The sequence below is a fragment of the Paractinoplanes rhizophilus genome, assembly GCF_042664765.1.
GTDB lineage: Bacteria > Actinomycetota > Actinomycetes > Mycobacteriales > Micromonosporaceae > Actinoplanes > Actinoplanes rhizophilus.
Map to the genome: position 1 here is coordinate 92,832 of NZ_JBHTBJ010000016.1, position 24,695 is coordinate 117,526.

Annotated in this window: 25 protein-coding genes; 14 read left to right on the top strand and 11 right to left on the bottom strand. The window is 71.8% G+C overall.

The annotated features are described in order from the left end of the window. The first annotated feature begins 43 nt into the window (after window positions 1–43). Window positions 44–856: an HAD-IIB family hydrolase gene (locus ACFQS1_RS22175; RefSeq protein WP_378971353.1), complete on the top strand. Its 813-nt coding sequence runs from the start codon at window positions 44–46 to the stop codon at window positions 854–856. Beyond that, window positions 856–1,692 (top strand): HAD family hydrolase, encoded by an 837-nt coding sequence (locus ACFQS1_RS22180; protein WP_378971355.1) that lies wholly within the window; start codon window positions 856–858, stop codon window positions 1,690–1,692. The genes ACFQS1_RS22175 and ACFQS1_RS22180 overlap by 1 nt, the downstream gene beginning before the upstream one ends. Before the next feature lie 56 nt (window positions 1,693–1,748). Here ACFQS1_RS22180 and ACFQS1_RS22185 read toward each other — a convergent pair whose 3' ends face one another. Both ACFQS1_RS22185 and ddaH read right to left on the bottom strand, forming a co-directional pair. Then, window positions 1,749–2,330, bottom strand: a complete 582-nt coding sequence (locus ACFQS1_RS22185) for a bacterial proteasome activator family protein (RefSeq protein ID WP_378971358.1) — start codon at window positions 2,328–2,330, stop codon at window positions 1,749–1,751. A 25-nt stretch (window positions 2,331–2,355) separates the two neighbouring features. Next, entirely contained in the window at window positions 2,356–3,177 is an 822-nt protein-coding gene (gene ddaH / locus ACFQS1_RS22190) for a dimethylargininase (RefSeq protein WP_378971360.1), read from the bottom strand. Window positions 3,178–3,244: 67 nt separating this feature from the next. Between ddaH and ACFQS1_RS22195 the strand changes: the two genes are divergently transcribed. Continuing rightward, window positions 3,245–3,703, top strand: a complete 459-nt coding sequence (locus tag ACFQS1_RS22195; RefSeq protein WP_378971362.1) for an Lrp/AsnC family transcriptional regulator — start codon at window positions 3,245–3,247, stop codon at window positions 3,701–3,703. 35 nt (window positions 3,704–3,738) lie between these two features. Continuing rightward, on the top strand, window positions 3,739–5,547 hold the full coding sequence (locus ACFQS1_RS22200; protein WP_378971365.1) for a beta-propeller domain-containing protein: 1,809 nt from the start codon (window positions 3,739–3,741) through the stop codon (window positions 5,545–5,547). On the opposite strand, the gene ACFQS1_RS22205 is transcribed toward ACFQS1_RS22200, so the two are convergent. Genes ACFQS1_RS22205 through mobA form a run of 3 tightly spaced genes read right to left on the bottom strand, consistent with a single transcriptional unit; the run spans window position 5,544 to window position 7,495 of the window. Then, window positions 5,544–6,626, bottom strand: a complete 1,083-nt coding sequence (locus tag ACFQS1_RS22205) for a T3SS (YopN, CesT) and YbjN peptide-binding chaperone 1 (protein ID WP_378971367.1) — start codon at window positions 6,624–6,626, stop codon at window positions 5,544–5,546. The two genes, ACFQS1_RS22200 and ACFQS1_RS22205, sit on opposite strands and share 4 nt — an antisense overlap. 34 nt (window positions 6,627–6,660) lie before the next feature. Then, window positions 6,661–6,912: a DUF6457 domain-containing protein gene (locus ACFQS1_RS22210; RefSeq protein ID WP_378971369.1), complete on the bottom strand. Its 252-nt coding sequence runs from the start codon at window positions 6,910–6,912 to the stop codon at window positions 6,661–6,663. A 31-nt stretch (window positions 6,913–6,943) separates the two neighbouring features. Continuing rightward, window positions 6,944–7,495, bottom strand: coding sequence for a molybdenum cofactor guanylyltransferase (gene mobA, locus ACFQS1_RS22215; RefSeq protein ID WP_378971498.1), 552 nt, complete (start codon window positions 7,493–7,495; stop codon window positions 6,944–6,946). Between the two features lie 190 nt (window positions 7,496–7,685). Here mobA and fdhD point away from each other — a divergent pair, with 190 nt between their 5' ends. Continuing rightward, complete coding sequence (gene fdhD, locus ACFQS1_RS22220) at window positions 7,686–8,510, top strand: formate dehydrogenase accessory sulfurtransferase FdhD (RefSeq protein WP_378971371.1); 825 nt, start codon at window positions 7,686–7,688, stop codon at window positions 8,508–8,510. Between the two features lie 22 nt (window positions 8,511–8,532). On the opposite strand, the gene ACFQS1_RS22225 is transcribed toward fdhD, so the two are convergent. Further along, window positions 8,533–9,684, bottom strand: a complete 1,152-nt coding sequence (locus tag ACFQS1_RS22225) for a DUF4192 domain-containing protein (protein ID WP_378971373.1) — start codon at window positions 9,682–9,684, stop codon at window positions 8,533–8,535. A 77-nt stretch (window positions 9,685–9,761) separates the two neighbouring features. Continuing rightward, window positions 9,762–10,265: a GNAT family N-acetyltransferase gene (locus ACFQS1_RS22230; RefSeq protein WP_378971375.1), complete on the bottom strand. Its 504-nt coding sequence runs from the start codon at window positions 10,263–10,265 to the stop codon at window positions 9,762–9,764. Between the two features lie 56 nt (window positions 10,266–10,321). Here ACFQS1_RS22230 and ACFQS1_RS22235 point away from each other — a divergent pair, with 56 nt between their 5' ends. After that, on the top strand, window positions 10,322–11,203 hold the full coding sequence (locus tag ACFQS1_RS22235) for a fructosamine kinase family protein (protein ID WP_378971378.1): 882 nt from the start codon (window positions 10,322–10,324) through the stop codon (window positions 11,201–11,203). Window positions 11,204–11,315: 112 nt separating this feature from the next. On the opposite strand, the gene ACFQS1_RS22240 is transcribed toward ACFQS1_RS22235, so the two are convergent. Further along, window positions 11,316–12,068, bottom strand: a complete 753-nt coding sequence (locus tag ACFQS1_RS22240; RefSeq protein ID WP_378971380.1) for a class I SAM-dependent methyltransferase — start codon at window positions 12,066–12,068, stop codon at window positions 11,316–11,318. 146 nt (window positions 12,069–12,214) lie between these two features. Between ACFQS1_RS22240 and moaA the strand changes: the two genes are divergently transcribed. The 4 genes from moaA to ACFQS1_RS22260 all read left to right on the top strand — a co-directional run bounded on the left by moaA (window position 12,215) and on the right by ACFQS1_RS22260 (window position 17,917). After that, window positions 12,215–13,243: a GTP 3',8-cyclase MoaA gene (moaA, locus tag ACFQS1_RS22245; protein WP_378971500.1), complete on the top strand. Its 1,029-nt coding sequence runs from the start codon at window positions 12,215–12,217 to the stop codon at window positions 13,241–13,243. Between the two features lies 1 nt (window position 13,244). Beyond that, a complete protein-coding gene (locus tag ACFQS1_RS22250; protein ID WP_378971382.1) occupies window positions 13,245–13,487 on the top strand; it encodes a MoaD/ThiS family protein in 243 nt (80 codons plus the stop codon). A gap of 3 nt (window positions 13,488–13,490) precedes the next feature. Continuing rightward, window positions 13,491–14,693: a metallophosphoesterase gene (locus tag ACFQS1_RS22255; RefSeq protein ID WP_378971384.1), complete on the top strand. Its 1,203-nt coding sequence runs from the start codon at window positions 13,491–13,493 to the stop codon at window positions 14,691–14,693. 71 nt (window positions 14,694–14,764) lie between these two features. Next, window positions 14,765–17,917, top strand: a complete 3,153-nt coding sequence (locus ACFQS1_RS22260; protein WP_417629330.1) for a UvrD-helicase domain-containing protein — start codon at window positions 14,765–14,767, stop codon at window positions 17,915–17,917. On the opposite strand, the gene ACFQS1_RS22265 is transcribed toward ACFQS1_RS22260, so the two are convergent. After that, on the bottom strand, window positions 17,904–18,584 hold the full coding sequence (locus ACFQS1_RS22265) for a prepilin peptidase (RefSeq protein ID WP_378971389.1): 681 nt from the start codon (window positions 18,582–18,584) through the stop codon (window positions 17,904–17,906). The genes ACFQS1_RS22260 and ACFQS1_RS22265 overlap by 14 nt on opposite strands. Before the next feature lie 136 nt (window positions 18,585–18,720). On the opposite strand from ACFQS1_RS22265, the gene ACFQS1_RS22270 reads away from it, so the two are divergent. From ACFQS1_RS22270 to ACFQS1_RS22285, 4 genes are all read left to right on the top strand, one after another. After that, on the top strand, window positions 18,721–19,344 hold the full coding sequence (locus tag ACFQS1_RS22270; RefSeq protein WP_378971391.1) for an LppU/SCO3897 family protein: 624 nt from the start codon (window positions 18,721–18,723) through the stop codon (window positions 19,342–19,344). A 100-nt stretch (window positions 19,345–19,444) separates the two neighbouring features. Then, entirely contained in the window at window positions 19,445–20,650 is a 1,206-nt protein-coding gene (locus ACFQS1_RS22275) for an AAA family ATPase (RefSeq protein ID WP_378971394.1), read from the top strand. 28 nt (window positions 20,651–20,678) lie between these two features. Continuing rightward, window positions 20,679–21,197, top strand: a complete 519-nt coding sequence (locus ACFQS1_RS22280; protein WP_378971396.1) for a DoxX family membrane protein — start codon at window positions 20,679–20,681, stop codon at window positions 21,195–21,197. A 120-nt stretch (window positions 21,198–21,317) separates the two neighbouring features. Then, entirely contained in the window at window positions 21,318–22,736 is a 1,419-nt protein-coding gene (locus ACFQS1_RS22285) for a glycosyltransferase 87 family protein (protein ID WP_378971398.1), read from the top strand. A 211-nt stretch (window positions 22,737–22,947) separates the two neighbouring features. Here ACFQS1_RS22285 and ACFQS1_RS22290 read toward each other — a convergent pair whose 3' ends face one another. Next, window positions 22,948–23,373: a molybdenum cofactor biosynthesis protein MoaE gene (locus ACFQS1_RS22290; RefSeq protein WP_378971400.1), complete on the bottom strand. Its 426-nt coding sequence runs from the start codon at window positions 23,371–23,373 to the stop codon at window positions 22,948–22,950. Beyond that, complete coding sequence (locus ACFQS1_RS22295) at window positions 23,370–24,593, bottom strand: molybdopterin molybdotransferase MoeA (RefSeq protein ID WP_378971402.1); 1,224 nt, start codon at window positions 24,591–24,593, stop codon at window positions 23,370–23,372. The genes ACFQS1_RS22290 and ACFQS1_RS22295 overlap by 4 nt, the downstream gene beginning before the upstream one ends. Window positions 24,594–24,695: the final 102 nt, after the last annotated feature.

Consider the following 24,695-nt stretch of genomic DNA (forward strand, 5'->3'; position numbering starts at 1 on the left):
CTTCCGCCCTCCGCGGGGGTAAGCCCCACCCTCGGAGGTATCGATGGTCAAGCCTGGACTCCCCAAGCTGATCGCGACGGATCTCGACGGCACCCTCGTGCGCAACGACGACACGGTGTCCGCGTACACCCACGAGGTCCTCGATCGGGTCCGGGCCGCCGGCATCCGGATCGTGGGCGCCACCGGGCGCGGCCCGCGCCTGACGTCGCTCACGCGGAACGACATCCGGGTCGCCGACTTCCTCGTCCTCGCCCAGGGCGGCTGGGTCCTCGACCAGACCGAGTCGTCCTACCTGCTGCGGTCGCGGCTGCCCGGGCCGATGCTCGCCGATGTGCTGACCCGCCTCGAGGTCGAGGTGGGCCGACTGTCGGTGATGGTGGAGGCGCTCGAGCACGACGACGCGCCGCTGTGGGGCGACTACGACCCCACCTGGCGCTATCCGGTGGTGGTCGAGCGGCGGCCCCGCGCCACGTGCCTCACCGGCGACGTGATCAAGGCGTTCGCCCGCTCCTTCGACTACCACGTCGACGAGTTGCTCGAGGTGGCCCGCCGGATCGTGCCGCCGGATGTGGCATCGGTCACCCAGGCCGGCCTGGACTACGTGGAGATCTGCCCGGCCAATGTGAACAAGGGCACCGGGCTCGCGGTGGTCGCCGAGTCGGTCGGCGTCGACCCGCAGGACGTGCTGGTCTTCGGCGACATGCCCAATGACCTGCCGATGTTCGCCTGGGCCGGGTGGAGTCGCGTCGCCGTGGCCAACGCGCACCCGGCGCTGATGGCGGTGGCCGACGAGGTGACGCTGTCCAACGACGAGGACGGGGTGGCCGTCTACCTCGACAAGTTACTGTCGAGGTAATGAACGGTTTGGCATCGGTTTTCCGCCGCGGGTCGACTCAGCTCCCCTATCGCCTTGTCGCCAGCGACATCGACGGCACGCTGATCCGTGACGACGGCACGCTCGGCAAGCTCACGCTCGACGTCATCCATGCCCTGCCCGTGCCGCTCGTGCTCGTGACCGGGCGACCGGTTCGCTGGCTCCGGCAGCTCTACGACCAGATGCCGCAGCCGGTCCCGGCGGTCTGCGCCAACGGCGCGGTCGTCTACGACCCGGACACCGACACGATCCTGCGGACCGATCCGCTCTCGGTCGACCTGCTGCTCGACGTGAGCAAGCGGTTGCGCGAGGCGGTGCCCGACGTCGCGCTGGCCGTGGAGGTCGAGGACGGTCGCAAATTCTGGTACGAGGAGACGTGGCCGGTCCGCTGGGAGGCGGACAACGACAACGTACGCGTGCTCTCCACCCCCGAGGAGCTGACCTCGGTGCCGGCGGTGAAGCTGCTGGCCCGCTCGGCCAACCACGAGCCGGGCCCGTTCTTCGAACTGATCAGCCAGACCCTGGCCGGGGTGGCCGAGACGACCCACTCGTCGAAGAGCGCGCTGGTGGAGATCTCGGCGACCGGCGTGACCAAGGCGGCCGGGCTGGCCTGGCTCTGCGAACGGCAGGGCATCGAGGCGAGCGAGGTGATCGCCTTCGGCGACATGCCGAACGACATCCCGCTGCTGACCTGGGCCGGGCACTCGGTGGCGATGGGCAATGCCCATCCCGCCGTCCGCGCGGTGGCCGACGAGATCGGCCGCACGAACGACGAGGACGGGGTGGCGGTTCACTTACGGACCGTCTTCGGACTTTAGGGGTACGGGCTCGGCTCAGCTCTCCGGCCTCGGGCTTGCGAAGTGCCGCTCGGGCCTCAGAGGTACTGGCCGGTGCGGCCCTCGGGACCGCCCTGGCCCTGCCCCGGCTGGCCGGGCAGGCCCGGTCCGAAGGCGCCGGGGCCCATCGGCAGCGCCGGACGGCCACCGCCGCCGCGCATCTGCTCGAGCTGGAGCCGGGCCGCCATCTGCTGCGCGACCAGCGCCGCCTGGATGCCGTGGAAAAGGCCCTCGAGCCAGCCCACCAGCTGCGCCTGGGCGATGCGCAGCTCGGCCTCGCTGGGCGGGGTGTCGCCCTCGAACGGCAGCGACAGGCGCTCCAGCTCCTCGCGCAGCTCGGGCGCGAGACCGTCCTCGAGCTCGGTGATCGACCGCTGGTGGATCTCGCGGAGCCGGCCGCGGCTCGCCTCGTCGAGGGGCGCGGCCCGCACCTCCTCGAGGAGCTGCTTGATCATGCTGCCGATCCGCATGACCTTGGCCGGCTGCTCGATCAGGTTGCCCGGCTCCTCGGGGGTCAGCGAACCGTCGGGTTCGACCGTGCCCATCGGACGCCCGTCGGGCCCGACCACGATGACGGATCCGTCCTGCTGGTTCTCCGGGGTGCGATTGTCGTCGGTCATACGGTCCATCTTCCCGCACCCGGCGTCAGGCGCGTAGCTCGGCCACCGCGCACTTGACGCTGCCGCCGCCCCGCTTGAGCTCGGCGAGCTCCACGTGCACCGGGGTGTAGCCCGCGGCACGCACCTTTTCGCCCATGGCGGTGGCCTCGGTGTTGAGGATCACATGCCGGCCGTCGCTGACCAGGTTGAGCCCGAAGGCCTCGGCGTCGGCCCGGTCGGCGATCACCGCGTCCGGGAAGAGCTGAGCCAGCACCCGCCGCGCCGAGGGCGAGAACGCCTCGGGGTAGTAGGTGATGTTGTGGTCGTCGAGCGCGGCCAGGGCCGTGTCGAGGTGGTAGAAGGCCGGATCGACCAGGCGGAGCGAGATGACCGGGCGGCCGAGGGCCTCCTGGGCCTCGGCGTGCGCCGGCAGCTCGGTGCGGAAGCCATGGCCGGCCAGGATCACGCCGCCGTACGCGCCGGGCAGGTAAGCGAAGTCGCCCTCGCCCTCGTTGACGTGCTCGGGCTCGATGAACTGCCACCCGGTGTAGAACTCGCGGTGCGCGGCCGCCTCGGCGGAGCGCTGGGGATGGCGGAACCGGGCGCCGTAGACGCGGCCATCGACCGAGAAGGCGCCGTTGGCCGCGTAGACCATGTCGGGCAGGCCCTCGACCGGGTCGAGAACGTGCACGGTGTGCCCGAGGTCGATCAGGGTGGTGCGCAGCAGCTCCCACTGCTTCCCCGCGAGCGCGGCATCGACCGGGACAGTGGTGTCCATCCACGGGTTGATGGCGTACTCGACGGTGAAGTGCTCGGGCGGACACATCAGATATGTCCTGACTCGCGGCATGCGCTCCGTGTCGCTCATGAGGAAGAGCGTAGGTAGGCTTCGGTGCACGAAACAGCGAGAAATCTTGTGTGTTGGAGGTGAATCGTTGCAGATGGACGCGGTCGACCAGCGAATCGTTGCGCTGCTGGTGGCGGACGCTCGCGCGTCGTACGCCGAGATCGGGTCAAAGGTCGCGTTGTCCGCGCCCGCGGTGAAGCGGCGCGTCGACCGCCTTCGATCGATCGGGGTCATCAAGGGATTCACCGCGGTGATCGACCCGGCCGCCGTCGGCTGGACCACCGAGGCGTTCGTCGAGCTGTACTGCACCGGGCGCACCACGCCGGCCCAGATCACCGTGGCGACCCGGCGGCATCCCGAGGTCGTCGGGGCGTACACGGTCTCCGGGCAGGCGGACGCGCTCGTGCACCTGCGCGCCGCCGACATCGCGCACCTCGAACAGGCCCTCGAGCGGCTGCGGGCCGAGCCGTTCGTGACCTCGACGCACAGCATGATCGTGCTCTCCCGGCTGGTCGAGACCCCGACCGTGGTCCCGGCGCCGACGTAGGGAACCGGCCTGGGGCGGAGGTCGTCCAACCGCTCATGCGCCGTCGTCTCTGGCTCTGCGTCATGTTCTCGGTGTTGCCGCTCGCCGGCTGCACGTCCGCCGCGGAAAGGCCGACTCCCCCGCCCGCGCGGAGTCCCGTTCCGGCTCCGCCCATCAAGCTCGTCGCCTTCGACTCGTGCGATCAGCTGCTCAAGGAGCTGCGGGCCGCGACGTTGCGCGGGCTGACCCCGTACGGCCTGCCCGGCGCCGTGCCCGAGGCGGCTTACGCGGCCCGGGACATGGCAGGCGCGGGCGCCGTGGACGCCGCGGCCGCGCCGCCCGCCGCGGCGCCGGCGTACTCCGGGACCAACGTGCACGAGGCGGGCGCCGACGAGCCGGACATCGTGAAGACCGACGGGCGCCGGATCGTCACGATCAGCGGCGGCACGCTGCACGTGATCGACGCCGTCGGCCGCCGCGAGACCGGCCGGCTCGCGCTCGGCCTGCACGGCGGCGCCCAGCTGCTGCTCTCCGGCGATCGCGCGCTGGTGCTGGGCTACAGCGAGAGGAAGACGTCCCGGTTGGCGTACCCGAGCATGGGGGCCGGCGTGATCCTCGTCGACCTGTCCGGCCCGCCGAGGATCATCAGCCGGTACCGCGGCGACGGCCGGCTGGTCGACGCGCGGCAGACCGGCAATGTGGCCCGGGTCGTGCTGAGCACCGCGACGAAACTGGATTTCCCGTACGTCGACGGTGACGACAAGAGCCGGCTCCAGCGGAACAAGCGGGTGGTGAACCGCGCGAAGGTCGACGCCTGGCTGCCGACGTGGGAGGTCACCACGAGCGGGACGACGACCGAGGGGCGGACCGACTGCGGCGCGGTGAGCCGGCCGGATTCGTTCACGGGATCCGCGATGCTGACCGTGCTCACCTTCGACCTGACGGCGCCGGCGCTGACCGACGGGAGCCCGGTGTCGGTCGTGGCCGACGGTGACATCGTGTACGGCACGCCGACCAGCCTCTACATCGCGAACGACCAGCGCTGGCGAATTGACGCCATCGGCGGAAGGAGCGCCCCGGACACCGAGATCTTCAAGTTCGCGCTGCCGGCGGCGGGCAAGCCGGTGTTCGAGGCGAGCGGCGCGGTGCCCGGCCGGCTGCTCAACCAGTACTCGCTGTCCGAATGGGACGGTCGCCTGCGAGTGGCGACGACCGACCTTGCGGAGCGGGAGTCCGCGGTACGGGTTCTCGAGCAGCGCGGCGGGAAGCTCCAGGAGATCGGCAAGGTGACGGGGCTCGGGAAGGGGGAGCGGATCTACGCCGTACGGTTCATCGGGGATCGCGGATACGTGGTGACCTTCCGTCAGGTCGATCCGCTGTACACGCTCGACCTGTCGAACCCGGCCCGGCCCGCCGTCGCCGGCGAGCTGAAGATCACGGGCTATTCGGCGCACCTGCAGCCGGTCGGGGACGATCTCGTGGTCGGCGTGGGCCAGGAAGCCAGTGCTGAAGGCGTACGCGAAGGACTGTTGATCTCGCTCTTCGACGTCGAAGATCCGGCCCAGCCGCGGCGACTCGCCCAGCACGTCGTGGCCGACTCCACATCGGAGGTGGAGTTCGACCCGCACGCGCTGCTCTGGTGGCCCGCGACGCGGCTGCTGGTGGTGCCGGTCAACGGAAAGGCCAACGGCGCCGTGGCCGTACACGTGCAGAACGGAACAATCCGGGCGGCCGGCAACCTGGCCGGCGAGCCGGTCCGCCGCTCGCTGGTGATCGGCGATCAGCTCTGGACGCTCGGCGACTCCGGCCTCGGGGTGGCGAACCTGTCCACCTTGGAGCGGATCGGGTGGTTGCCGTTGACCTAGAGGTACATGCCGGTGCGGTGATCGTCGGTGCTCTGCTTGGCCGGCACCGGCTTGTCGCCCTCGCCGAAGAAGCGCTTGCCGCCGAACTCGCCGTGCAGCCGGTCGTCGAGCTCGTCGGCGAGGCCGGTCATCACCTGCACCGCGAGCATGAGGTGGGTGGCCTGGAAGTTGCGGCCGAAGACCGGGATAGACGCCCAGACCGTGTCCTGTGCGCAGTAGAGGCGGCCGATCGGCATGCGGTTGGTCAGCTCGGAGAGCTTGACGTAGAGCTCCTCCGTTGGTTCGACCTCGGTGAGGACCGGCGAGAAGACGTCCACCAGCGGCGGATTGTCGCGAACCCGGACGAACACCATGGCCGAACCGGCCCGGATGCCGATGTCGCCGTCGGTGTCGACCTGGAGCTGGTCCACCTCGGTCTTCGTCATCGTGGCGACCACCGTGCGCACCCTCTCCTCCAGCGGCACGTCCTCGGCCGCCGAGGCCAGCGCCGCCGACAACTCGCCGTCGGCGTCGAGGTCGTCGAGGTCGAGCACCTCGCCGATGCCGGGCTCGTGCCGGGCCGTGGCCAGGGGAGCGGCCTCGATCGGCTCGTCGTCCTCGTCGTGCACGAGGTAGACCAGGAAGGCCGGGTGCGGCGCGCCGTAAACGTCGCGCAGCGTGCGGGAGATGATGGTGGCCAGGCTGTTCGCCTTGTCCTGGCTGGAGCGCAGGCCGAACGAGTCGCCGGAGCCGGGCAGCACGCCCGGCGGCGACCAGCCCAGAGCGACCAGATCGGCGACCGCGGCGCGATCCATCCGGTATCCCTCGGGAAGGCCGGCGTTGCCGACCGCGAGCGCCTCGACGACGCCCTCGGGCAGCACCCGGATGCTCACCGAGTAGACCGCCATGCCGGTGCCCGACGCGGTCGGGTCGAGCGTCATGTCGATGTGCGCGCCCGGCGCGAGCGTCGGCAGCAGTCCGGCGAGGGCGCCGGCGAACTCCCGCCAGGCCTCGGTCACCTTGGCCCGCAGGTCGGCCGTGCTCGGCTCGTCGAGCAGGATGTTGTCGTTCGGCTCGCCCGCGGGGCTGTTTGCCGTCATGATCGCACCTCCGTCCCCGTCACCCTATCGAGCGTCATCCGGGGGCCGGTGTCGGCCAAGACAGCGCCAGCTCGGTGAGACGATCGGCCACGTCGGCGGGATCCGCGCCGCGGCCCACGGCCAACCCCATGAGGTACGCCGTGACCGGCGCGCCCGGCCGGACCACACCGCGCGCCACGTCGCGGGCGAGGTCGAGGACGGCGTTGGTGGGCACCTCGGCGGGGTCCAGGCCGAGCTCGCGGCCGGCCACCTCGACCCAAGCTTTGAGCAGCTCGTCGTCGGTCATCGGGCTACTCTCCGCCTTGCTTGTTGGCGGCTCATCGGGCCCACTCCTCCGCCGCGCGCAGGTCGTCGTCGGTGTCGCAGTCGAACCACGGTGGCGGGCCTGGGCGGCGCCAGGACACCTCGGCCACGCGCAGGAAGTCCATGAGCTCGCGGACCGACGCGCCGCGCAGGTCGCCACGGCTCTCCTCGAGGCGGTCGACCGCCTCGCGCAGCGCCTTGGTGCGCCACACCCCGCACAGCATCTGCCGACGACCCTCGGCGTCGCGGTAGACCGCGCCCTGCATCGGCGCGGACTCGGCGGTCAGCCGCAGCACGTCGATCGCCTCGCCGGTCAGCAGCGGCAGGTCGGCGGCGAGCAGCGCGGTGAAGGTCACGTCCGCCGGCACGAGCGCGAGCCCGGCCGAGGTCGCCGCCACCGGGCCGCTGCCGGGCGGCTCCTCCCGGGTCGAGTGGACGGGCACCGGGAGATCGGCCGGCACCGGGCCGACGACGATGCGCGGATCGGCGTCATGCACCGCGGCCAGCACGCGGGTCAGCATGGACTGACCACCGACGGGCAGCGTCGGCTTGTCCGCGCCGCCCATCCGCCGTGCCGCACCACCGGCCAGCACCACCGCCGCAAACCCTCCCACGTACGTACCGTATCCCGAGCACGTGTCGAGCGTGACCGCGCGCTCACTTCGCGGTCGAAGATCACTACCCGGCGCTCCGTTCGCGCTTGACGGTCACCATCGGCCCTGAGCCGTTTCCCGGACGCGGGCATAGGCTTCCGTCATGGCTCGCACCACCACCCGGCGACCGGTCTTGAAGATCAACCTCGCGGCGGGGGAGCCCCGGCGCCGGCCGGACGAGCTCGCGGCCGAGGAGCCCCTCGAGATCCGGGTGCGCAAGCGGCCGCTCGCGGTGACCATGCGAACGCCGGGACACGACATCGACCTCGCCATGGGTTTCCTGCTCAGCGAGGGCATCATCACGTCAGCCGACGACGTGGTGACCGCCCAGCTGTGTGCGGGAACGGACGCGCCGAACACGTACAACGTGGTCGACGTGGTGCTCGGCGAGGCGGTGCCTCCGCCGGTGACCGATCCGAGCCGGAACTTCTACACCACCAGCTCGTGCGGCGTCTGCGGGAAGGCGAGCATCGACGCGGTGCGCACCAGGTCGGTGTTCGACGTGGCGGGTGACCCCCTTTCGGTGCCGGCCAGCGTGCTCGCGGCGTTGCCCGACCGGCTGCGGGCGGCGCAGCGCACCTTCGACCGCACCGGCGGTCTGCACGCGGCCGGCCTCTTCACCGCCGACGGCGAGCTGGTGGCGCTGCGGGAGGACGTCGGCCGGCACAACGCGGTCGACAAGGTGATCGGCTGGGCCGCGCGCGAGGGGCGGCTGCCGCTGGCCGGACACGTGCTGCTGGTGTCCGGGCGGGCGAGTTTCGAGCTGGCGCAGAAGGCGTGGATGGCCGGCATCCCGATGCTCGCGGCCGTGTCAGCCCCGAGCACGCTGGCCGCTTCGCTCGCCGAGGAGGCGGGCATGACGCTGGTCGGCTTCCTCCGCGGCGAGACCATGAACGTCTACACCGCCGCGGAGCGCGTCACCGTCTGAGCGAAGCCCGCCTCCCCACCCCTCAGAGCGACCGCCGCCGGGTGCCGCGGCCGCCGCTACGCCGCCCGTCGCCGGTCCCCGGCCTCTTGCTCCGCCCTCTCGCAGCACCCACATCGGTTCCTGCGCCCGCCCCGGCGCCGTCCGGGCCTTCGGATCGCGCCGACCGTCCCTGCGGCGCCGGCCTCGGCACGAGCCGTTCCAGCGGACGCGGCCGGATCCCCGCCGCCAGCAGCCGATCGAGCGTCCCCGCCAGCCGATGGCCCACGTCCTCCCGCAACGCCCGATCCACCGCGACCCGCGCCAGCGACCCGTCCCCCGCCTGCCAGGCCGCGAACGCGAGCAGACACGCCGGCCCCGCCGCCAGCGACGGATCCACCCAGCGGGTCACCTCGTTCCACAGTCGAAGCCGCCACAACTCCGGACCCGACCGATCGATCGCATAGTCGAGCACCACCTGGTTGACCAGCAGCACCCCCAGCCAGGCGACCTGATCGGGGCCGAGCGCACGCCCCGCCCGAGCCGCCGTCTCCGCCTGCCGCACCGCCTCCCGCCCGGCCCGGCGCATCCACGACCCGGACCGGCCGGCCTTCAGATCGCCGGCCGCCAGGTCGGTGGCCCGCGCCCGCGCCCGCCCGGTGGCGGCCGTCACCCGCTCGCGGGCCTCGCCCTCGACCGGCGCCACCTTGGCCACCAGCGCCTTCCGGTCGGGCAGGGCGACCATGCCCTGGAAGACGGCCTCGGCGGCGAGACCGGGCGCACACGGTGTGCCGTCCGCCGGGCCGCCGAGATAGGACCACCACCGCCCGTCCGCCACCCGGATCACATCGGCGATCCGCACCCCGGCCACCCGCAACGAATAGCCGGCCTGGAGCACCGCCGATGTGACCCGCCTCGGCGAGCCATAGCCGAGAAGCAGCACCCGCTCGACACCCTGCCTCGCGATCAGCACCGCCGTCTCGTCGAAGTCGACCGGCCCCGGCGGCGGCAGGTCATAGCGCACGGCGAAATCGACCGTGTGACCGATCAGGCCGAGCACGACGAAGCTGTCGGTGGGATGGAACCCCAGAAGGTAGGGCGCCACGGCGACGGCCTCGGCCGGGGTGGATGCGGTGATCGAGCAGTGCTGGTTCATGCCCGAGATGGTGGCCTCGCCGGCGCTCCGCGCGAGTGCCAACGCTCCCGCCTGTGGATAACCGAACCCTTGATTCGCTCCCGCGGGGTTATCCACAGGCGCCGAAAAACCTGCTCGATCTAGGAACGGAACTGCATATCGTGCAGCTCCAACCCCTCCTCCTGCCATTCATGAGGGTTCCGCTCAAGATCGAGGGTGAGCTCGATGGACGACACCACGTCATACCCCGCCGCATGCAGACTGCGGATGGCGTCCACGTTCCGCGAGGCCGGCGAGACCGTCAGGGCCGTCATGTTGCGCTTACGCGCCTCGGTGGCGACGTGCCGCAGCAGCTTGCGGCCGACCCCCTTGTGCCGATGAGAGACGGCCACCACGATCGGCTCGACGACGCCGGTCCGCCCACGGATGGTCAGACCCACCAGCCCGATCACCCCGTCGTCGGCATGATCGGCGACCCACAGCCCGCAGAGATCGAGCCGAGTGAGGTACTCCTCGAACCCTTCGCCCCCGTCGACGGTGGGCTCTCCGTACATCCGGTTGTGCTGGTTGGTGAGGTCGGCCCACAGTCGACGACCCGCGGAGTGGTCACTCGGACGGTACGAACGGACTGTGACAGGGCTCATGCCGACATTTTGACTCCGATTCCGGACGTCCGTAAGCCGAAGTGGAAGATAAGCCCGTGGACCAGGCGTACTTACGCGCGCACCCCGAGCATCTCCCGACATTTCTCACCCACCAGCGCATCCGCGAGACTCCGGTGGGCGGAGGCAGCGTCGCCAAGGCGAGCCGGCTCACGCTTGACGACGGCACCTCCCTCTTCGCCAAGACCTGGCCCGCCGGCGATCCCCCCGCCGGATTCTTCGAGGCCGAGGCCGCTGGCCTGCGATGGCTCGCGGAGGCCGGAGCACCCGTACCCGAGCTCTTCGTCGCCCTCCCCCAGCTCCTCGCCACCGCCTGGGTCGACCACGCCGACCCCACCCCCGGCTCCGCCGATCGCCTCGGGCGAGACCTGGCCGCCCTGCACCGCTCCGGCGCCCCCTCCTTCGGCGCGCCGTGGCGCGGCTTCATCGGCCCGCTCCCCCTGGACAACACCGAGTCCGCCGGCCCGTGGCCCCCATGGTTCGCGACCTACCGCCTGCTCCCCTACCTCAAACTCTCCGTCGACCGAGCCGCCCTGACCTCCGCCGACGCCGCGCTCGTCGACGATGTCCTGACCGCCTTGACCCAATACCGCGACCCCGAGCCCCCGAGCCGCACCCACGGCGACCTCTGGCCCGGCAACATCCTCTGGTCCCCCACCCGCGCCTACCTCATAGACCCGGCCGCTCAGGGCGCCCACCGCGAAACAGATCTGGCCGAGCTGGCCCTCTTCGGCGGCGCCCCGCACCTGGAGCGCATCCTGGCCGCCTACCACGAGGCCCACCCTCTCGCGGACGGCTGGCGCTCCCGCATCCCGCTCCACCAGCTGCACCTGCTGCTGGTGCACACCGCCGCCTTCGGCGCCGCCTACCGAAACGCGGTGGTCACGGCCGCGGAGGCGGCACTGCGGGCGATCACTTAACCCACATGAGGTACGAGGAAGGGAGTACCCAACCGCATCAGCCACCACCCGCCGCAGCGCCCCGGCGACCTGCAACTCAGGGCCGTCCGCGACCGACGGCCCAGCGGCCCGGCTAGGACGGCTTGTGGGCCTCGATCAGGAACCGCTGGGAGTGGGCCACGAACGGCCCGGTGGATTCGATCTGGGTGTGGAGGGCTTCGAGGCGGGGGCGGTAGGCGTCGACGGTGAAGCTGGGGACCGTCCAGATGACCTTTCGGAGGAAGACGATGACGGCCGCTACGTCGAAGAACTCGATACGGAGGGCCTCGCTGCGGAGGTCTGTCACGGTCAGGCCGGCGGATGTGGCTTCTCGGCGGGCTCGTTCGGGGGCTCGGGCGTCGCCGATCGGCTGGGGGCCCATCATGAAGTCGATCAGCTCGCGGAGCGAACCGGCGCCCACCTGCTGCGACAGATAGGTGCCGCCGGGAGCCAGCACCCGCGCGATCTCGGACCAGTGAACCGTCACCGGGTGGCGGCTGACCACCAGGTCGAACGAACCGTCGGGGAACGGCAGGTCGTCGTCCTCGCCGGCCTCGACCACGCGGCCGCCCAGCGGGGCCAGGCGCCGGCGGGCCAGCTCGGCGTTGGGCGGCCAGCCCTCGGTGGCGACGAGCGTCCGCGGGGCGCGGGGGATGGACGCCAGCACCTCGCCGCCGCCGGTCTGGAGGTCGAGCGCCCGGTCGGCCCGCGCCATGCGGGCACCCATGAGGCGGGCGTAGCCCCAGGATGGCCGCTGCTCGGTGGCGCGGCCCGCGAACCAGGAGAAATCCCATCCCTCGACCGGAGCCGAGCGGCCCTCGGCCAGCAGCTCTTCGAACGTCGCCATGCTCCGACCCTGCCAACGCCGCCCCACCCGATCAAACCAATTCCGACCACGACGGGAGTGACGATCGTCCACTGGGCGAAAACCGCTGCGGCAGGTCGGCTCGGGAACGGCTAGATTCGGAGGGTGGCAGATGCGACGAGGTCGGGCTGGGCGACGGGGAGTCGCTGGTGACTGGCCTCGTTGACCGATTTGGGCGGGTGGCAACCGATCTTCGGGTGTCGCTCACCGATCGATGCAATCTGCGCTGCAGCTACTGCATGCCCGCCGAGGGGCTGGCCTGGCTCCCGCGTGATGAGCAGCTCACCGACGACGAGGTGGGTCGGCTCATCCGCATCGGGGTGGCGGAGCTCGGGATTCGTGAGGTGCGGTTCACGGGCGGCGAGCCGCTGCTGCGGCGCGGGCTGCTCGGCATAGTGGGGGCGGCGGCCCGACTGACCCCGCGGCCCTCGCTGAAGCTGACGACCAACGGCATCGGGCTCGAAAAGATCGCCGGAGCGCTCAAGGAGGCGGGCCTCGACCGGGTCAACGTCTCGCTGGACACGCTCGACGCCGATCGGTTCAAGGAGCTGACCCGCCGGGATCGGCTGGATGACGTGTTGCGCGGGCTCGAGGCGGCGGCCGCGGCCGGGCTGACGCCGGTGAAAATCAACACGGTGCTGATGCGGGGCATCAATGAGGACGAGGCGCCGCAGCTGATGAAGTTCGCGCTGACCTACGGGTATCAACTGCGGTTCATCGAGCAGATGCCGCTCGACGCTCAGCATCAGTGGGACCGGCACACGATGGTGACCGCCGAGGAGATCCTGGCCGCGCTGGCGCCGTTCGGCTTGCGGCCCGACCCCGTTTCACGTGGAACCGCCCCGGCCGAGACCTGGCTGGTGCCGGGACACGTCGACGCCGCCGGCGAGCCGGCCCGGGTGGGGGTCATCGGCAGCGTGACCAGGCCGTTCTGCGGTGACTGCGACCGCACCCGGCTGACCGCGGACGGGCAGATCCGCAACTGCCTGTTCGCCACCGAGGAAAGCGATCTCCGCAAGCTGCTGCGCTCGGGCGGGTCGGACGCGGAGATCGCCGAGGCGTGGCGGGCGGCGATGCGGGGCAAGCGGGCGGGGCACGGGATCGACGATCCGAGCTTCCTGCAGCCGGCGCGACCGATGTCGGCGATCGGGGGCTGACGTGATTACCGTGCGCTACTTCGCGGGAGCGCGCGCCGCGGTGGGCGGCGTGTCGTCCGAGGCGGCCGAGGCGGCGTCGCTGGAACATCTCATCGAGCTGCTCACCGAACGTCACGGGGAGCGGCTGGGGCTGGTGCTCAAGTCGGCGAGCTTTCTGGTCGACGGGCTCAGCTGTCACGACCGGCAGGGGCCGCTTCCGGCCGGGGTGACGGTCGACGTGCTGCCACCGTTCGCGGGCGGCTGACCCTTGCTCGTCTTCGTGGGGCTGATCTTCGTGGTGATCGGCCTGATCCATTTCTATCTCTGGAAGCGGCTCGCCCGGGATCCGCTGCGGCCCGGAAGGGCCCGGCGGGTGGGCGCGATCCTCGCCGTCGTCCTGGCCCTGCTGGTGCCGGCGACGCTGATCGGGACCCGGACCGGGCACGCCGAGTGGCTCGCCTGGCCGGGCTATCTCTGGCTGGCGCTGATGTTCTACCTGCTGGTGACGCTGGCCATGCTGGAGATTCCCCGAGCAGCCATCCGGCTGTGGTGGCGGTCCTCGGCGAAGACCAAAGTGCTCGAGCCGGCCGGAGCGGGCGCGCCGGCCAGAACGGAAACACCAGCCGCAGAGGAACCGGACGAGAAAGCAGGCATCGAGCGGCGGTTGCTTCTCGCCCGCGGCGCGGCGATCTTCGCGGGCCTCACCGCCGCCGGCATCACCGGCTACGGGGTCCGGACGGCTCTCGGCCCACCCCAGCTCGACCGCTGGAGCATGCCGATGGCGAAACTCCCGCGCACGATGGACGGCCTCCGCCTGGCCGTCGTCTCCGACATCCACCTCGGCCCGCTGACCGGCACCCGGCACGTGGGCCGGATCGTCGACCTGATCAATTCGGTGCAGGCGGACATCGTGTGCGTCGTCGGGGATCTGGTTGACGGGACCGTGGCGGAGCTGGGGCGGTTCGCGACACCGCTGGCCGACATCGAGTCGCGGCATGGGGCGTATTTCGTGACCGGGAACCACGAGTACTACTCGGGATACGAGCCGTGGATCGAGGAGGTCACGCGGCTGGGCCTCCGCCCGCTGCGCAACGAGCGCGTCGAGATCGACGGCCTCGACCTGGCCGGCGTCAACGACCTCGGCGGCGCCCCGTTCGACGACGGCCCCGACTTCGCCAAGGCCCTCGGCGACCGGGATGCCTCGCGACCGGTCGTCCTGATGGCCCACCAGCCCGCCGCCGCGCGCGACGCCGCCCCGTTCGGGGTCGATCTGCAGCTTTCCGGGCACACGCACGGCGGCCAGATGGCACCGTTCAATTTGCTGGTCAAGCTGGACCAACCGGTGGTCTCCGGCTACGGGAACGTGGACGGCGTGCCGGTCTACGTGACCAACGGCGCCGGCTTCTGGGGCCCGCCAGTGCGGGTCGGCGCACCGCCGCAAGTAACCGTCGTCGAATTGCGGGCGATGTGAAACCCAGGCATCAAGATCCGTAAGTTTGTCCGAGCGTGGCGATTGGTAGTGGAACCGGAGGGCATGACAGGATGCAGCGCGTGCCCTCGGACAACGCAGGGTCCTCGGTCGCCGCGGACACATACGTCGCGGATCTGCACATCCACTCCCGGTTCTCGCGCGCCTGCAGCCGCGACCTGACGCTGCCCAACCTGGCCTGGTGGGCGCGCCGCAAGGGAATAGCGCTGCTGGGCACCGGCGACTTCACCCACCCGGCGTGGTTCGACCACCTGCGGGACAGCCTGGCCGAGGACGGTGCCGGCCTCTTCCGGTACAACGACGAGGACGAGGTCACCAAGCGCCTGCCCGGCTCGCTCCAGGCGACCGAGGCAGCGAAGTTCATGCTCAGCGTCGAGATCTCGACGATCTACAAGCGGGACGACCGCACCCGCAAGGTGCACCACCTCATCTACATGCCGGACTTCGCGGCGGCGGGACGGTTCAACACCGCGCTGGGCCGCATCGGCAACCTCACCGCCGACGGCCGGCCGATCCTCGGCCTCGACTCCCGCGACCTGCTGGAGATCGCCCTGGAAGCCGGCGGATATCTGATTCCGGCGCACATCTGGACGCCGTGGTTCTCGGCGCTCGGCTCGAAATCGGGCTTCGACGCGATCGCGGACTGCTACGCCGATCTCGCCGAACACGTCACCGCCGTGGAGACCGGCCTGTCCTCCGACCCCGAGATGAACTGGCGGGTGTCCAGCCTGGACCGATACCGCCTGGTCTCGAACTCGGACGCGCACTCCCCGGCCGCGCTGGCCCGCGAGGCGACCCTGTTCACCGGCGAGCCCGACTACCAGAAGGTCAAAGATGGCCTCGGCATAGCCGGAACCCTCGAGTTCTTCCCGGAGGAGGGCAAGTACCACGCCGACGGCCACCGGGCCTGCGGGGTCAACTGGGAGCCGCGGCGCACCCGCGAGGCCGGCGGCCGCTGCCCCGAGTGCGGCAAGCCGCTGACCGTGGGCGTGCTGAGCCGGGTCGAGGACCTGGCCGACCGGCCGCTCGGCCACCGCAACGACGGCCACGTCGAGCATCTCATCCAGCTGCACGAGATCCTCGGCGAGATCAACGGCGTCGGCCCGAAGTCGAAGACGGTGGAGGCGCAGCTCAACCACCTGGTCGCGACGCTCGGGGCCGAGCTGGACATCCTCCGCAAGGTGCCGCTCGACGAGATCGGGCAGGCGGGCGGCGACGAGCTCGAGGAGGCGATCGGCCGGCTGCGGCGCGGCGACGTCCGCCGCATCCCCGGCTACGACGGCGAGTACGGCGTCATCACCCTCTTCGAACCGGGCGAGCTGCGGAACAGGGCACCGCAGACCGAGGCGCTGTTCGACCTCGCCATGTTCGACGTCCCGCAGCAGCGGAAGCCGGAAAAGGCCCTCCCGAAAAAGGCCGTTAAATCGGCCAAAGAGCCGAAGAATGTGGCTCCGCCACCGCCGCTCGCCGTGCCCGCCAGCCCGCACGAGCCATTCGAGCCCATGCTCGCCGGCATGGAAGAGGTGGGTACCGGCCTCCTCGACCGCCTCGACGCCATGCAACGAGTAGCGGCCAGCGCGCCGGGTGGTCCCCTCCTCATCGTGGCCGGCCCGGGAACAGGCAAGACCCGCACCCTGACCCACCGCATCGCCTACCTTTGCGCCGAGATGGGCGTCTTTCCGCACCGATGCCTCGCCATCACCTTCACCCGGCGCGCCGCCGCCGAGCTGAAGGAACGTCTCGACGCCCTGATGGGCGACGGCGCCGACGACATCACGGTGGGCACGTTCCACTCGATCGGCCTGACCATCCTCAAGGAGAACGCCAAGGCAGCCGGCCTCGGCCCCCACTGGCGCATCGCCGACGACAAGGAACAGAAGGAAGCCCGCGAATACGCCGGCGCGGACGACCTGGCGTACAAGAAATTGCTCCGCCAGCAGGACCTGGTGGATCTCGACGACCTGATCACGATGCCGGTCGACCTCCTCAGGGACGAGCCGGCGCTGGTCGAGAAGTACCGCAAGCAGTGGCAGTGGATCTTCGTGGACGAGTATCAGGACGTCGACGAGGTTCAGTACGAGCTGCTCCGGCTGCTCAGCCCGGCCGACGGCAACCTGTGCGCGATCGGCGACCCCGACCAGGCGATCTACTCGTTCCGCGGCGCCGACGTGAAGTACTTCCTGCGCTTCAACGAGGACTTCGTCGACGCCCGGCTGGTCCGCCTGACCCGCAATTACCGCTCGAGCGCCCCGATCCTCGCCGCCGCCGTCCAGGCCATCGCGCCGTCGACCCTGGTCAGCGGCCGCCGCCTCGACCCCGCCCGGCTGGACCCCGAGTCCCCGCTGGTCGGCCGCTACCCGGCCGGAAGCGTCGCCGACGAGGCCGACTTCGTGGTCCGCACGATCGACGAGCTGGTCGGTGGCCTGTCGCACCGCTCGCTGGACTCGGGCCGCGTCGACTCCCGGTCGGCCGCCGCCGGCAACCTGTCCTTTTCGGACATCGCGGTGCTCTACCGCACCGACGCCCAGTCCGGGCCGATCGTCGAGGCGCTGTCCCGGGCCGGCGTCCCGGTGCAGAAACGCTCGCACAACCGCCTTCGCGACCGCGCCGGCGTGCAGGTCATCGCCCGCGAGCTGCGGCACGCCGGCGGCCTCGGCGGCTCGCTCGCCGCCCGGGTCAAGCTGGCCGCCCAGGTGCTGGCCCAGCGGTTCGCCGCGCCGACCCTGGACGCCGAGCAGCTCGACCCCGAGGACATCTGGACCGCCGCCGACCTGCTCATGCCGCTGGCCCATCGCCTGGGCGACGACATGCCGGGCCTGCTGCAGGAGATCGAGACCGGCGCCGAGGTGGACGCGCTGGATCCGCGGGCCGAGGCGGTCAACCTGCTCACCCTGCACGCGGCCAAGGGCCTGGAGTTCCCGGTCGTCTTCCTGGTGGGCTGCGAGGACGGCCTGCTGCCGCTGCGCTGGCCGGGCAGCGCCCCGGCCGACGACGAGATCGCCGAGGAGCGCCGCCTGTTCTTCGTCGGCCTGACCCGCGCACAGGACCGCCTCTATCTCAGCCATGCGGCGCGGCGGTTCCGGCACGGCAGCGAGCGCGAGCAGAGCGCCACGCCGTTCCTCGACGCGATCGACTCGGGCCTGTTCGAGCGCCTGGGCGACACCGTCCCGGCCCGCCCGAAGGACCGGCAGCTCAGGCTGCTGTAAGCCCGATCAGTGCCCCGGCCAGCAGCGCCGGACCGAACGGCAGCACCGTCCGGCGCCGCGTGACCAGCAGGAACAGCGCGATCGGCCCATTGATCAGGTGTGGCGCGAGCACGCCGGCGATCACCGCCGGCCAGCCGGCGAAACCCAGGATGAGGGCGAGCACCGCGGCGAGCTTCAGGTCGCCGAGCCCAAGACCGCCGAGACCAGCCAAGATTGCGTACGCGGTCAGCACGGCTCCCGCCGCCACCAGCGCGGGCCCGATCCTCGCCGGTCGCAGCACGGCCAACGGCACCGCCGTCACCGCGACGAGCCCGACCAACCGATCGGGCAGGCGCAGGCACCGCAGGTCGATCGCCGCGAGCAGCACTCCCGGCACGACGGCCACCAGATACGCCGGGAGCAACGGCGACGGCCCGATCACCACGGCCAGCGCCCCGCCGGCCGTCGCGCCCGACAGAACCGTCCACGCGTAGCCACCCGAACAGGAACACGGTGCTCCGACCCGTACCCATCCGGAAATGCCCGGGTTGAACGGCCGTGAGCAAACCGCGCAGGCGCTTCGAGGCTCGTCGGCGTAGCCGACGGCGAGCCGGTGGGCGAGCCGGGGAAGAAACGCGGCGGAAGCGGCGCCGAACGCCGCCGCGAAGATCACGAGGAGTGGTGACACGACCGTGGACGGTATCGGTCGGCGGCACGCCGCGCGGGTCGTGTTGCCGACAACGGCGGCGATTCCGTACGGGTTTGTGTCACCCCCGCACGCTACGGTGGCAGGCAGCGCAAACCGCATCGGGAGGAAATCCCCCATGTCGCAGAACGGCCCTCATTCCGGCCCGCCATGGAAGCACGGGAACTCCGACGAGTCCTATGGCGAACCGGCCGACCCCTGGGGTGACCAGGGTGCCGCCGTTCCGCCCGATCCGTCGTGGGGCGCGCAGTCCATCCCGCAGCAGCAGTCGTCCTTTCCCTCGGGGTCGCTGTGGAGCCAGCCCACGCCCCCGCCGCCGAAAAGGAACACGCCGATCCTCGCGCTCGTGGTGACGCTCGGCCTGCTGATCTGCATCGGCCTCGGCACGACCGCGTGGCTGCTGAAGGAGCGGGCCGACAAGCCGGCGGCGGCGCCGTCACCGTCCGACGCGGCGACAAATCCGGGCCCGGTGCCGTTGGGCAGCGAGGACGCCCGGTTCAACGTCAAGCAGGGCGACTGCGTGGTCAATGAGGGCACCGACGAGCGGCCCGAGATGCGCGCGACCGCCTGCGTCTCGGGGACCTATCAGGTGCTCAAACGCATCGACGGCAAGACCACGGGGGAAAAGGACGCCGAGTCCAAGTGCGCCAAGGTGGCGGGGTACACGAAGTGGTACTTCTACGACAGCCCCTTCGACGACCTCGACTTCGTGCTCTGCCTGAAGGAGCATAAGGCGCTCTAGCCTCCTCTACGATTTTTCCAAGACTCTGGTAGAAGACACTCGCGAGGTTTCCCTAGCGGACTCTAGCTATTTCGCTAGACGACCCGATACGGTGCAATGCGTGGATCCGGTCCGGAATCCCTACGCCCCCGGCGCCGGTCAGCGCCCGCCCGAGCTGGCCGGGCGCGGCCGCGAGCTCGACGCCTTCGACGTGGTGCTCGAGCGGGTCGCCCGCGGCCGGCCCGAGCGCAGCCTCGTCCTCACCGGCCTGCGCGGCGTCGGCAAGACGGTATTGCTGAACACGCTGCGCTCGGCCGCCATCGGCCGGCTCTGGGGCACCGGCAAGATCGAGGCCCGGCCCGACCAGTCGCTGCGCCGCCCGGTCTCGGCCGCCCTGCACATGGCGATCCGCGAGCTCGCGCCGCACCACCGCGACCCCGACCGGGTCGACGAGGTGCTGGCCGTGCTCAAGGCGTTCGCACTGCGGGTCAACGACCCGAACGGCAAGATCCGCGACCGCTGGTCGCCCGGCATCGACGTGCCGCCGGCCCGCGGTCGCGCCGACTCCGGCGACATCGAGATCGACCTGGTCGAGCTGTTCACCGACGCGGCGTCGATCGCCACCGACGTCGGCACCGGCATCGCGCTGTTCATCGACGAGATGCAAGACCTCGGCCCGGCCGACGTCTCCGCGCTCTGCGCCGCCTGCCACGAGCTTTCCCAGCTCGGCGCCCCGCTGATCGTGGTCGGCGCCGGCCTGCCGCATCTGCCGGCCGTGCTGTCGGCGGCGAAGTCGTACTCCGAGCGCCTCTTCCGCTATCAGCGGATCGACCGTCTCGACCGGGTCTCGGCCGACCTGGCGCTGAGCGCGCCCGCCGCCCGCGAGGACGTCGAGTACGAGGCGAAGGCCCTCGACCTGCTCTACGAGAAGTCGGGTGGATATCCGTACTTCGTGCAGGCCTACGGCAAGGCGACCTGGGATCACGCGCCGCAATCCCCGGTGACCGACGCCGACGTGCGGGTCGCCGCGCCCGAGGCCGAGGCCGAGCTCGCGGTCGGCTTCTTCGGCTCCCGATTCGAGCGGGCCACCCCGGCCGAGCGGGAGTACATGCGCGCCATGGCGACGCTCTCCGGCGAGCCGGACAACGACATGGACGCGGCGGTGCCCACCGCCGAGATCGCCACCGCCCTCGGCCGCAAGCCGGCCAGCCTCTCCCCGGCCCGGGACGCCCTGATCAAAAAGGGTCTGATCTACTCCGGCGAGCGCGGCACGGTCGCGTTCACGGTGCCGCACTTCGGCCGATACCTGCGCACCCAGCCGGTATGAGACCCGCCCGGCGGGTATAACGAAATTCATGAGACCCGTACGCACTGCGGCCCGTGCCATGCTCGCGTCGATCTTCGTGGTCGACGGCGTTCGCCATTTCATCAACCCGGACTCCAAGGTCGATACGGCGCGGTGGGTCCTCGACCGGGTCGGCCCGACGCTGGAGAAGACCGATCCGCGCATCCCGACCGACCCGCGCACGGTCGTGCGGGCCAAGGCGGCCTCCGACGTGCTGGCCGGGCTGGCGCTGGCGACCGGACACTTCACCCGGCCGGCCGCGGCTCTGCTGGCCGCCGGCCTCCTGCCCACGACGGCCGCGGGTTTCGCCCGAGAGAAGCAGCCGACCGATCTGCTCAAGAACCTCGGTCTCATCGGCGGTCTCCTGCTGGCGGCGGCCGACACCCAGGGCCGGCCGAGCCTGCGCTATCGCACGACGCACGCGGTCGATCGCTCGTCGCGGGCCGTGAAGCGCGCCGCCAAGACCGCCAGGCGCGACGCCAAGATCGCCGCGATGTCGGCGGCGGCCGCCCGGAAGATGCCCGGCTGATCCACCGGGTGACCTTGTCGCGGTCTCCGCGTTAAAGCGGACGAGGGGCCGCGCGGCTGGTCTGCGCCTTCCAAGAGCGACGGGGGTCGCGCCATGCCGGCGAAGCACGCAAGGTCCGTTGTGGTCACTCTGGCGTGCCTCGCCGCCGGCTCGGCGATTGTCGTGATCCAGCACGCGTACGGGGTCAGCACACTCGCCGCCTCACTCGCGGCCGTGCGCGACTGGCAGGCGGGCGGCCGGCTGAACGCCCCGCTGACCGCGCCCGCCGCACTGCTCGTCTCTCCGCTGTGCCTGCTTCCGCTGCGGGCGGCGGCGCTGCTGACCGGAGCGGCCGGCGTCATCGCCCTACTGCTGTCCCTGACAGCGCTGGTCGGCCCGATCGCGCGCCGATACGGACGTCCCCGTTTCCCGGCCGTTCTCGCCGCTCTGCTGCTGGCCCTGCTCGTCGCCCCGGTCCGCGCCACCCTCGGACTGGGCGGCCTCGACCTGCTCCTGTTCGGCCTGATCACGGCCGACGTGATCGCCCTGCGCCGATCGGCCCGAGCCCGCAGCCGCGCCGCCTGGTCCCCGGATCGCTCGGGCGGCCCCGGCACCGCCACCTCGTCGCCGGACCGCTCGGGCGGGCCGCGCAGCCGAGCCGCCTGGCCGCCGGACCGCTCGGGCGGGCCCAGCAGCCGCGCCGCCTGGCCGCCGGACCGCTCGGGCGGGCCCAGCAGCCGCGCCGTCTGGCCGCCGGACCGCTCGGGCGGGCCCAGCAGCCGCGCCGTCTGGCCGCCGGACCGCTCGCCGTCCCGGCTGCGCATGGTCTGGGTGACCGGCGCGTGGGCGGGCGTCGGCACCGGGATCGCCACGGCCGTGGCAGTCGGCCCGTGGCTTTTCATCCTGTATTTCGCGGTGACCCGGCGGTGGCGGGCCGCCGTGACCGCGACCGTCACCGCCCTCACCCTGTTCGGCGCCGCCCTGCTCGTGGCCCCGGGCCCGGCGCCGATCCTGCCCGGGCTGGCCCGCTCCGGCCCGTTCGACGTCCCCGACAACCAGTCCCTGGCCGGCGTGCTGGCCCGTCTCTACGACTCGACGAGCACGCCGGTGCTGATCTGGCTCTCGTTCGCCGGCCTGCTGATCGCGGTCGGGCTGATCCGCGCCCGCTCGGCACACGCCGACGGCGACGAGGTCACCGCCTGCACGCTGATCGGCCTGACCGGTGCCGCCGTCGGACCGGTCAGCCGGGTTCACTCGCTGATCTGGTTGGTGCCGGCCGTCCTCGCTCTGATCGAAGCCGCCGCCCGCCGTTGGGTCACCGTCCGCCGACCGCAGTCGCGCCGATTCCCCGGCGCCGGTTTCGCGGCCGTGGCGCTGATCGCCTACCTGGCGCTGGTGGCGGCTCCACGATGGTTAGTCGGCTGGAACGGCTACGCCTTCATCCTGATCCTGCTGCTGAACTCGCTACCGTGGCGACCGGGCGTCGCCCCCGCCATGCTCAGCCGCCGACCGCGGCCGATACCCCGAGCGCCGGCCATCCCCGGCCCCCGCGGCCGGTGACGCCGCAGCCGATACCCCGGGTTCTGGCCATCCCCGGCCCCCCGTGCGGCCCGTGACTCCCGCCGGCCGCAGCCGATACCCCGGGCTTTGGCCATCCCTGGCCCCCGCGACCCGTGACTCCCGCCCGCCGCAGCCAATACATCGGTCGAGCCTTGATGAGTTCCCGCTAACTGCGCGCACCGAATCATCAAGGTTGCCAGCCCGATGCGCCCTACGGACAGTTGACCCACTCGTCGGTGCCGTCGGTGAAGACCTGGCGCTTCCAGATCGGCAGGCGGGCCTTGACCTCGTCGACCAGGCGGGCGCAGGCGGCGAACGCGGCCGCCCGGTGTGCCGTGCTCACGGCGGCCACCAGCGCGACGTCGCCGATCGCCAGCGCGCCGATCCGGTGGGACACGGCCACCGCGTACACGTCGGGGTCGTCGGCGATCTCCGCCGCCACCTCTCGCAGAATCGCCTCGGCGGTCGGGTGGCCCTCGTATTCGAGCAGCGTCACGCCGCGCCCCTCGTCGTGGTCGCGGACGACGCCCTGGAAGGAGACCACCGCCCCGGCCCGGGCCTCGGCCACCGCCCTCTCATGGGCCGTCAGGTCGAGCGGCACATCGCGCACCTCGGCGATCACGACAACCCCGGTCATGGGCGCTCCCCGGCGACGAGTGGCAACGGAAGGAACGGCACGAGATCGCCGGCCGCGGCCTGCGCGCCGGGACGCACCACGACGAAACCGTGGGCGTGGGAGAGGCCGCGCAACATCGCCGAGCCGACGTGGCCCACCGGAGCGGCCGAGCGTCCATCGTGGTCGAGCCGGGCGAGCGCCAGGTGGGTGAAGCCGCCGCGACCCGGCACGGGGGCGGACGCCTCGACCATGGCGAGTCTCGGCGCGGGGCGGCCCTGCAGCCCGGCGAGCAGGGGTGCGACCAGCGTGATCAGGGCGATCACGGCGGACTGCGGGTTGCCGGGCAGCCCGGCCAGGAACCGGGTGCGGCCGTCCGGGCCGGGCACGCGGGCCAGCAGCATCGGGAAGCCGGGGCGGACGGCGACGGTGTTCACCACGTACTCGGCGCCGAGCTTGGCCAGCGCCGGGTGCAGGTGGTCGACCGGGCCGTGCATGGTGCCGCCGGTCGTGCAGACCAGGTCGGCAGTGGCCAACGCGCCGCGCACCGCTTCGAGGTGCGCCTCGAGGGTGTCCCGCACCGGGCCGGCGATCGCGCCCGGCTCGACGACGGCGCCACAGCGGCGCAGCCAGCCCGGCACCTGCGGGCCGAGCGAGTCGCGCACGCGGCCGGCCCCGGGCGGCCCCGCGGTGAGCAGCTCGTCGCCGAAGACCAGCAGCCCGGCGCGGGGGCGTGCGCGCACGCTGAGCGATTCGTATCCGCACGTGGCGGCGACGCCGATCACCGCCGGGTCCACGGCCGTGCCGGCGGGCAGCAGCTCCTCGCCCTGGTGCGCCTCCTCGCCCGGCAGCCGCCACTCGGGCACCGCCCGCGGCTCGCCGCTGACCAGGCCGTCGGCGTCGCGTGTGGACTCCTCTATCCGGATCAGCGCGTCGGCGCCGGCCGGCACCATGGCGCCGGTCGCGATCTCGACGCACGTGCCGTCCTCGTCGAGCGGATCGGCCACGCCACCGGCCAGCACGCGGCCGACCACGCGCCACGGCTGCGGGCCGCGCACCGCCCAGCCGTCGATGCTCGAGGTGGGGAAGGCGGGGAGGTCGGTGAGCGCGCGGAGTGGCTCGGCGAGGGTACGGCCGTCGGCGTCGGGCAGCGAGATCGTCTCGGCCGGTCCGGCGGCGCGCCGGCCCGCCTCGTACGCGAGGGCGCGGGCCTGCCCCCAGTCGACCGGGATCTCTTCGCTCACCGCCCGAGCCTATCCAGCGCGATCGTCTCCCGCCGTGCGCGGGCATGGGGGCGCCACTTTTCCCATTATGTGGACGGCGGGCAGTGTCCGACTTTGCAGCAT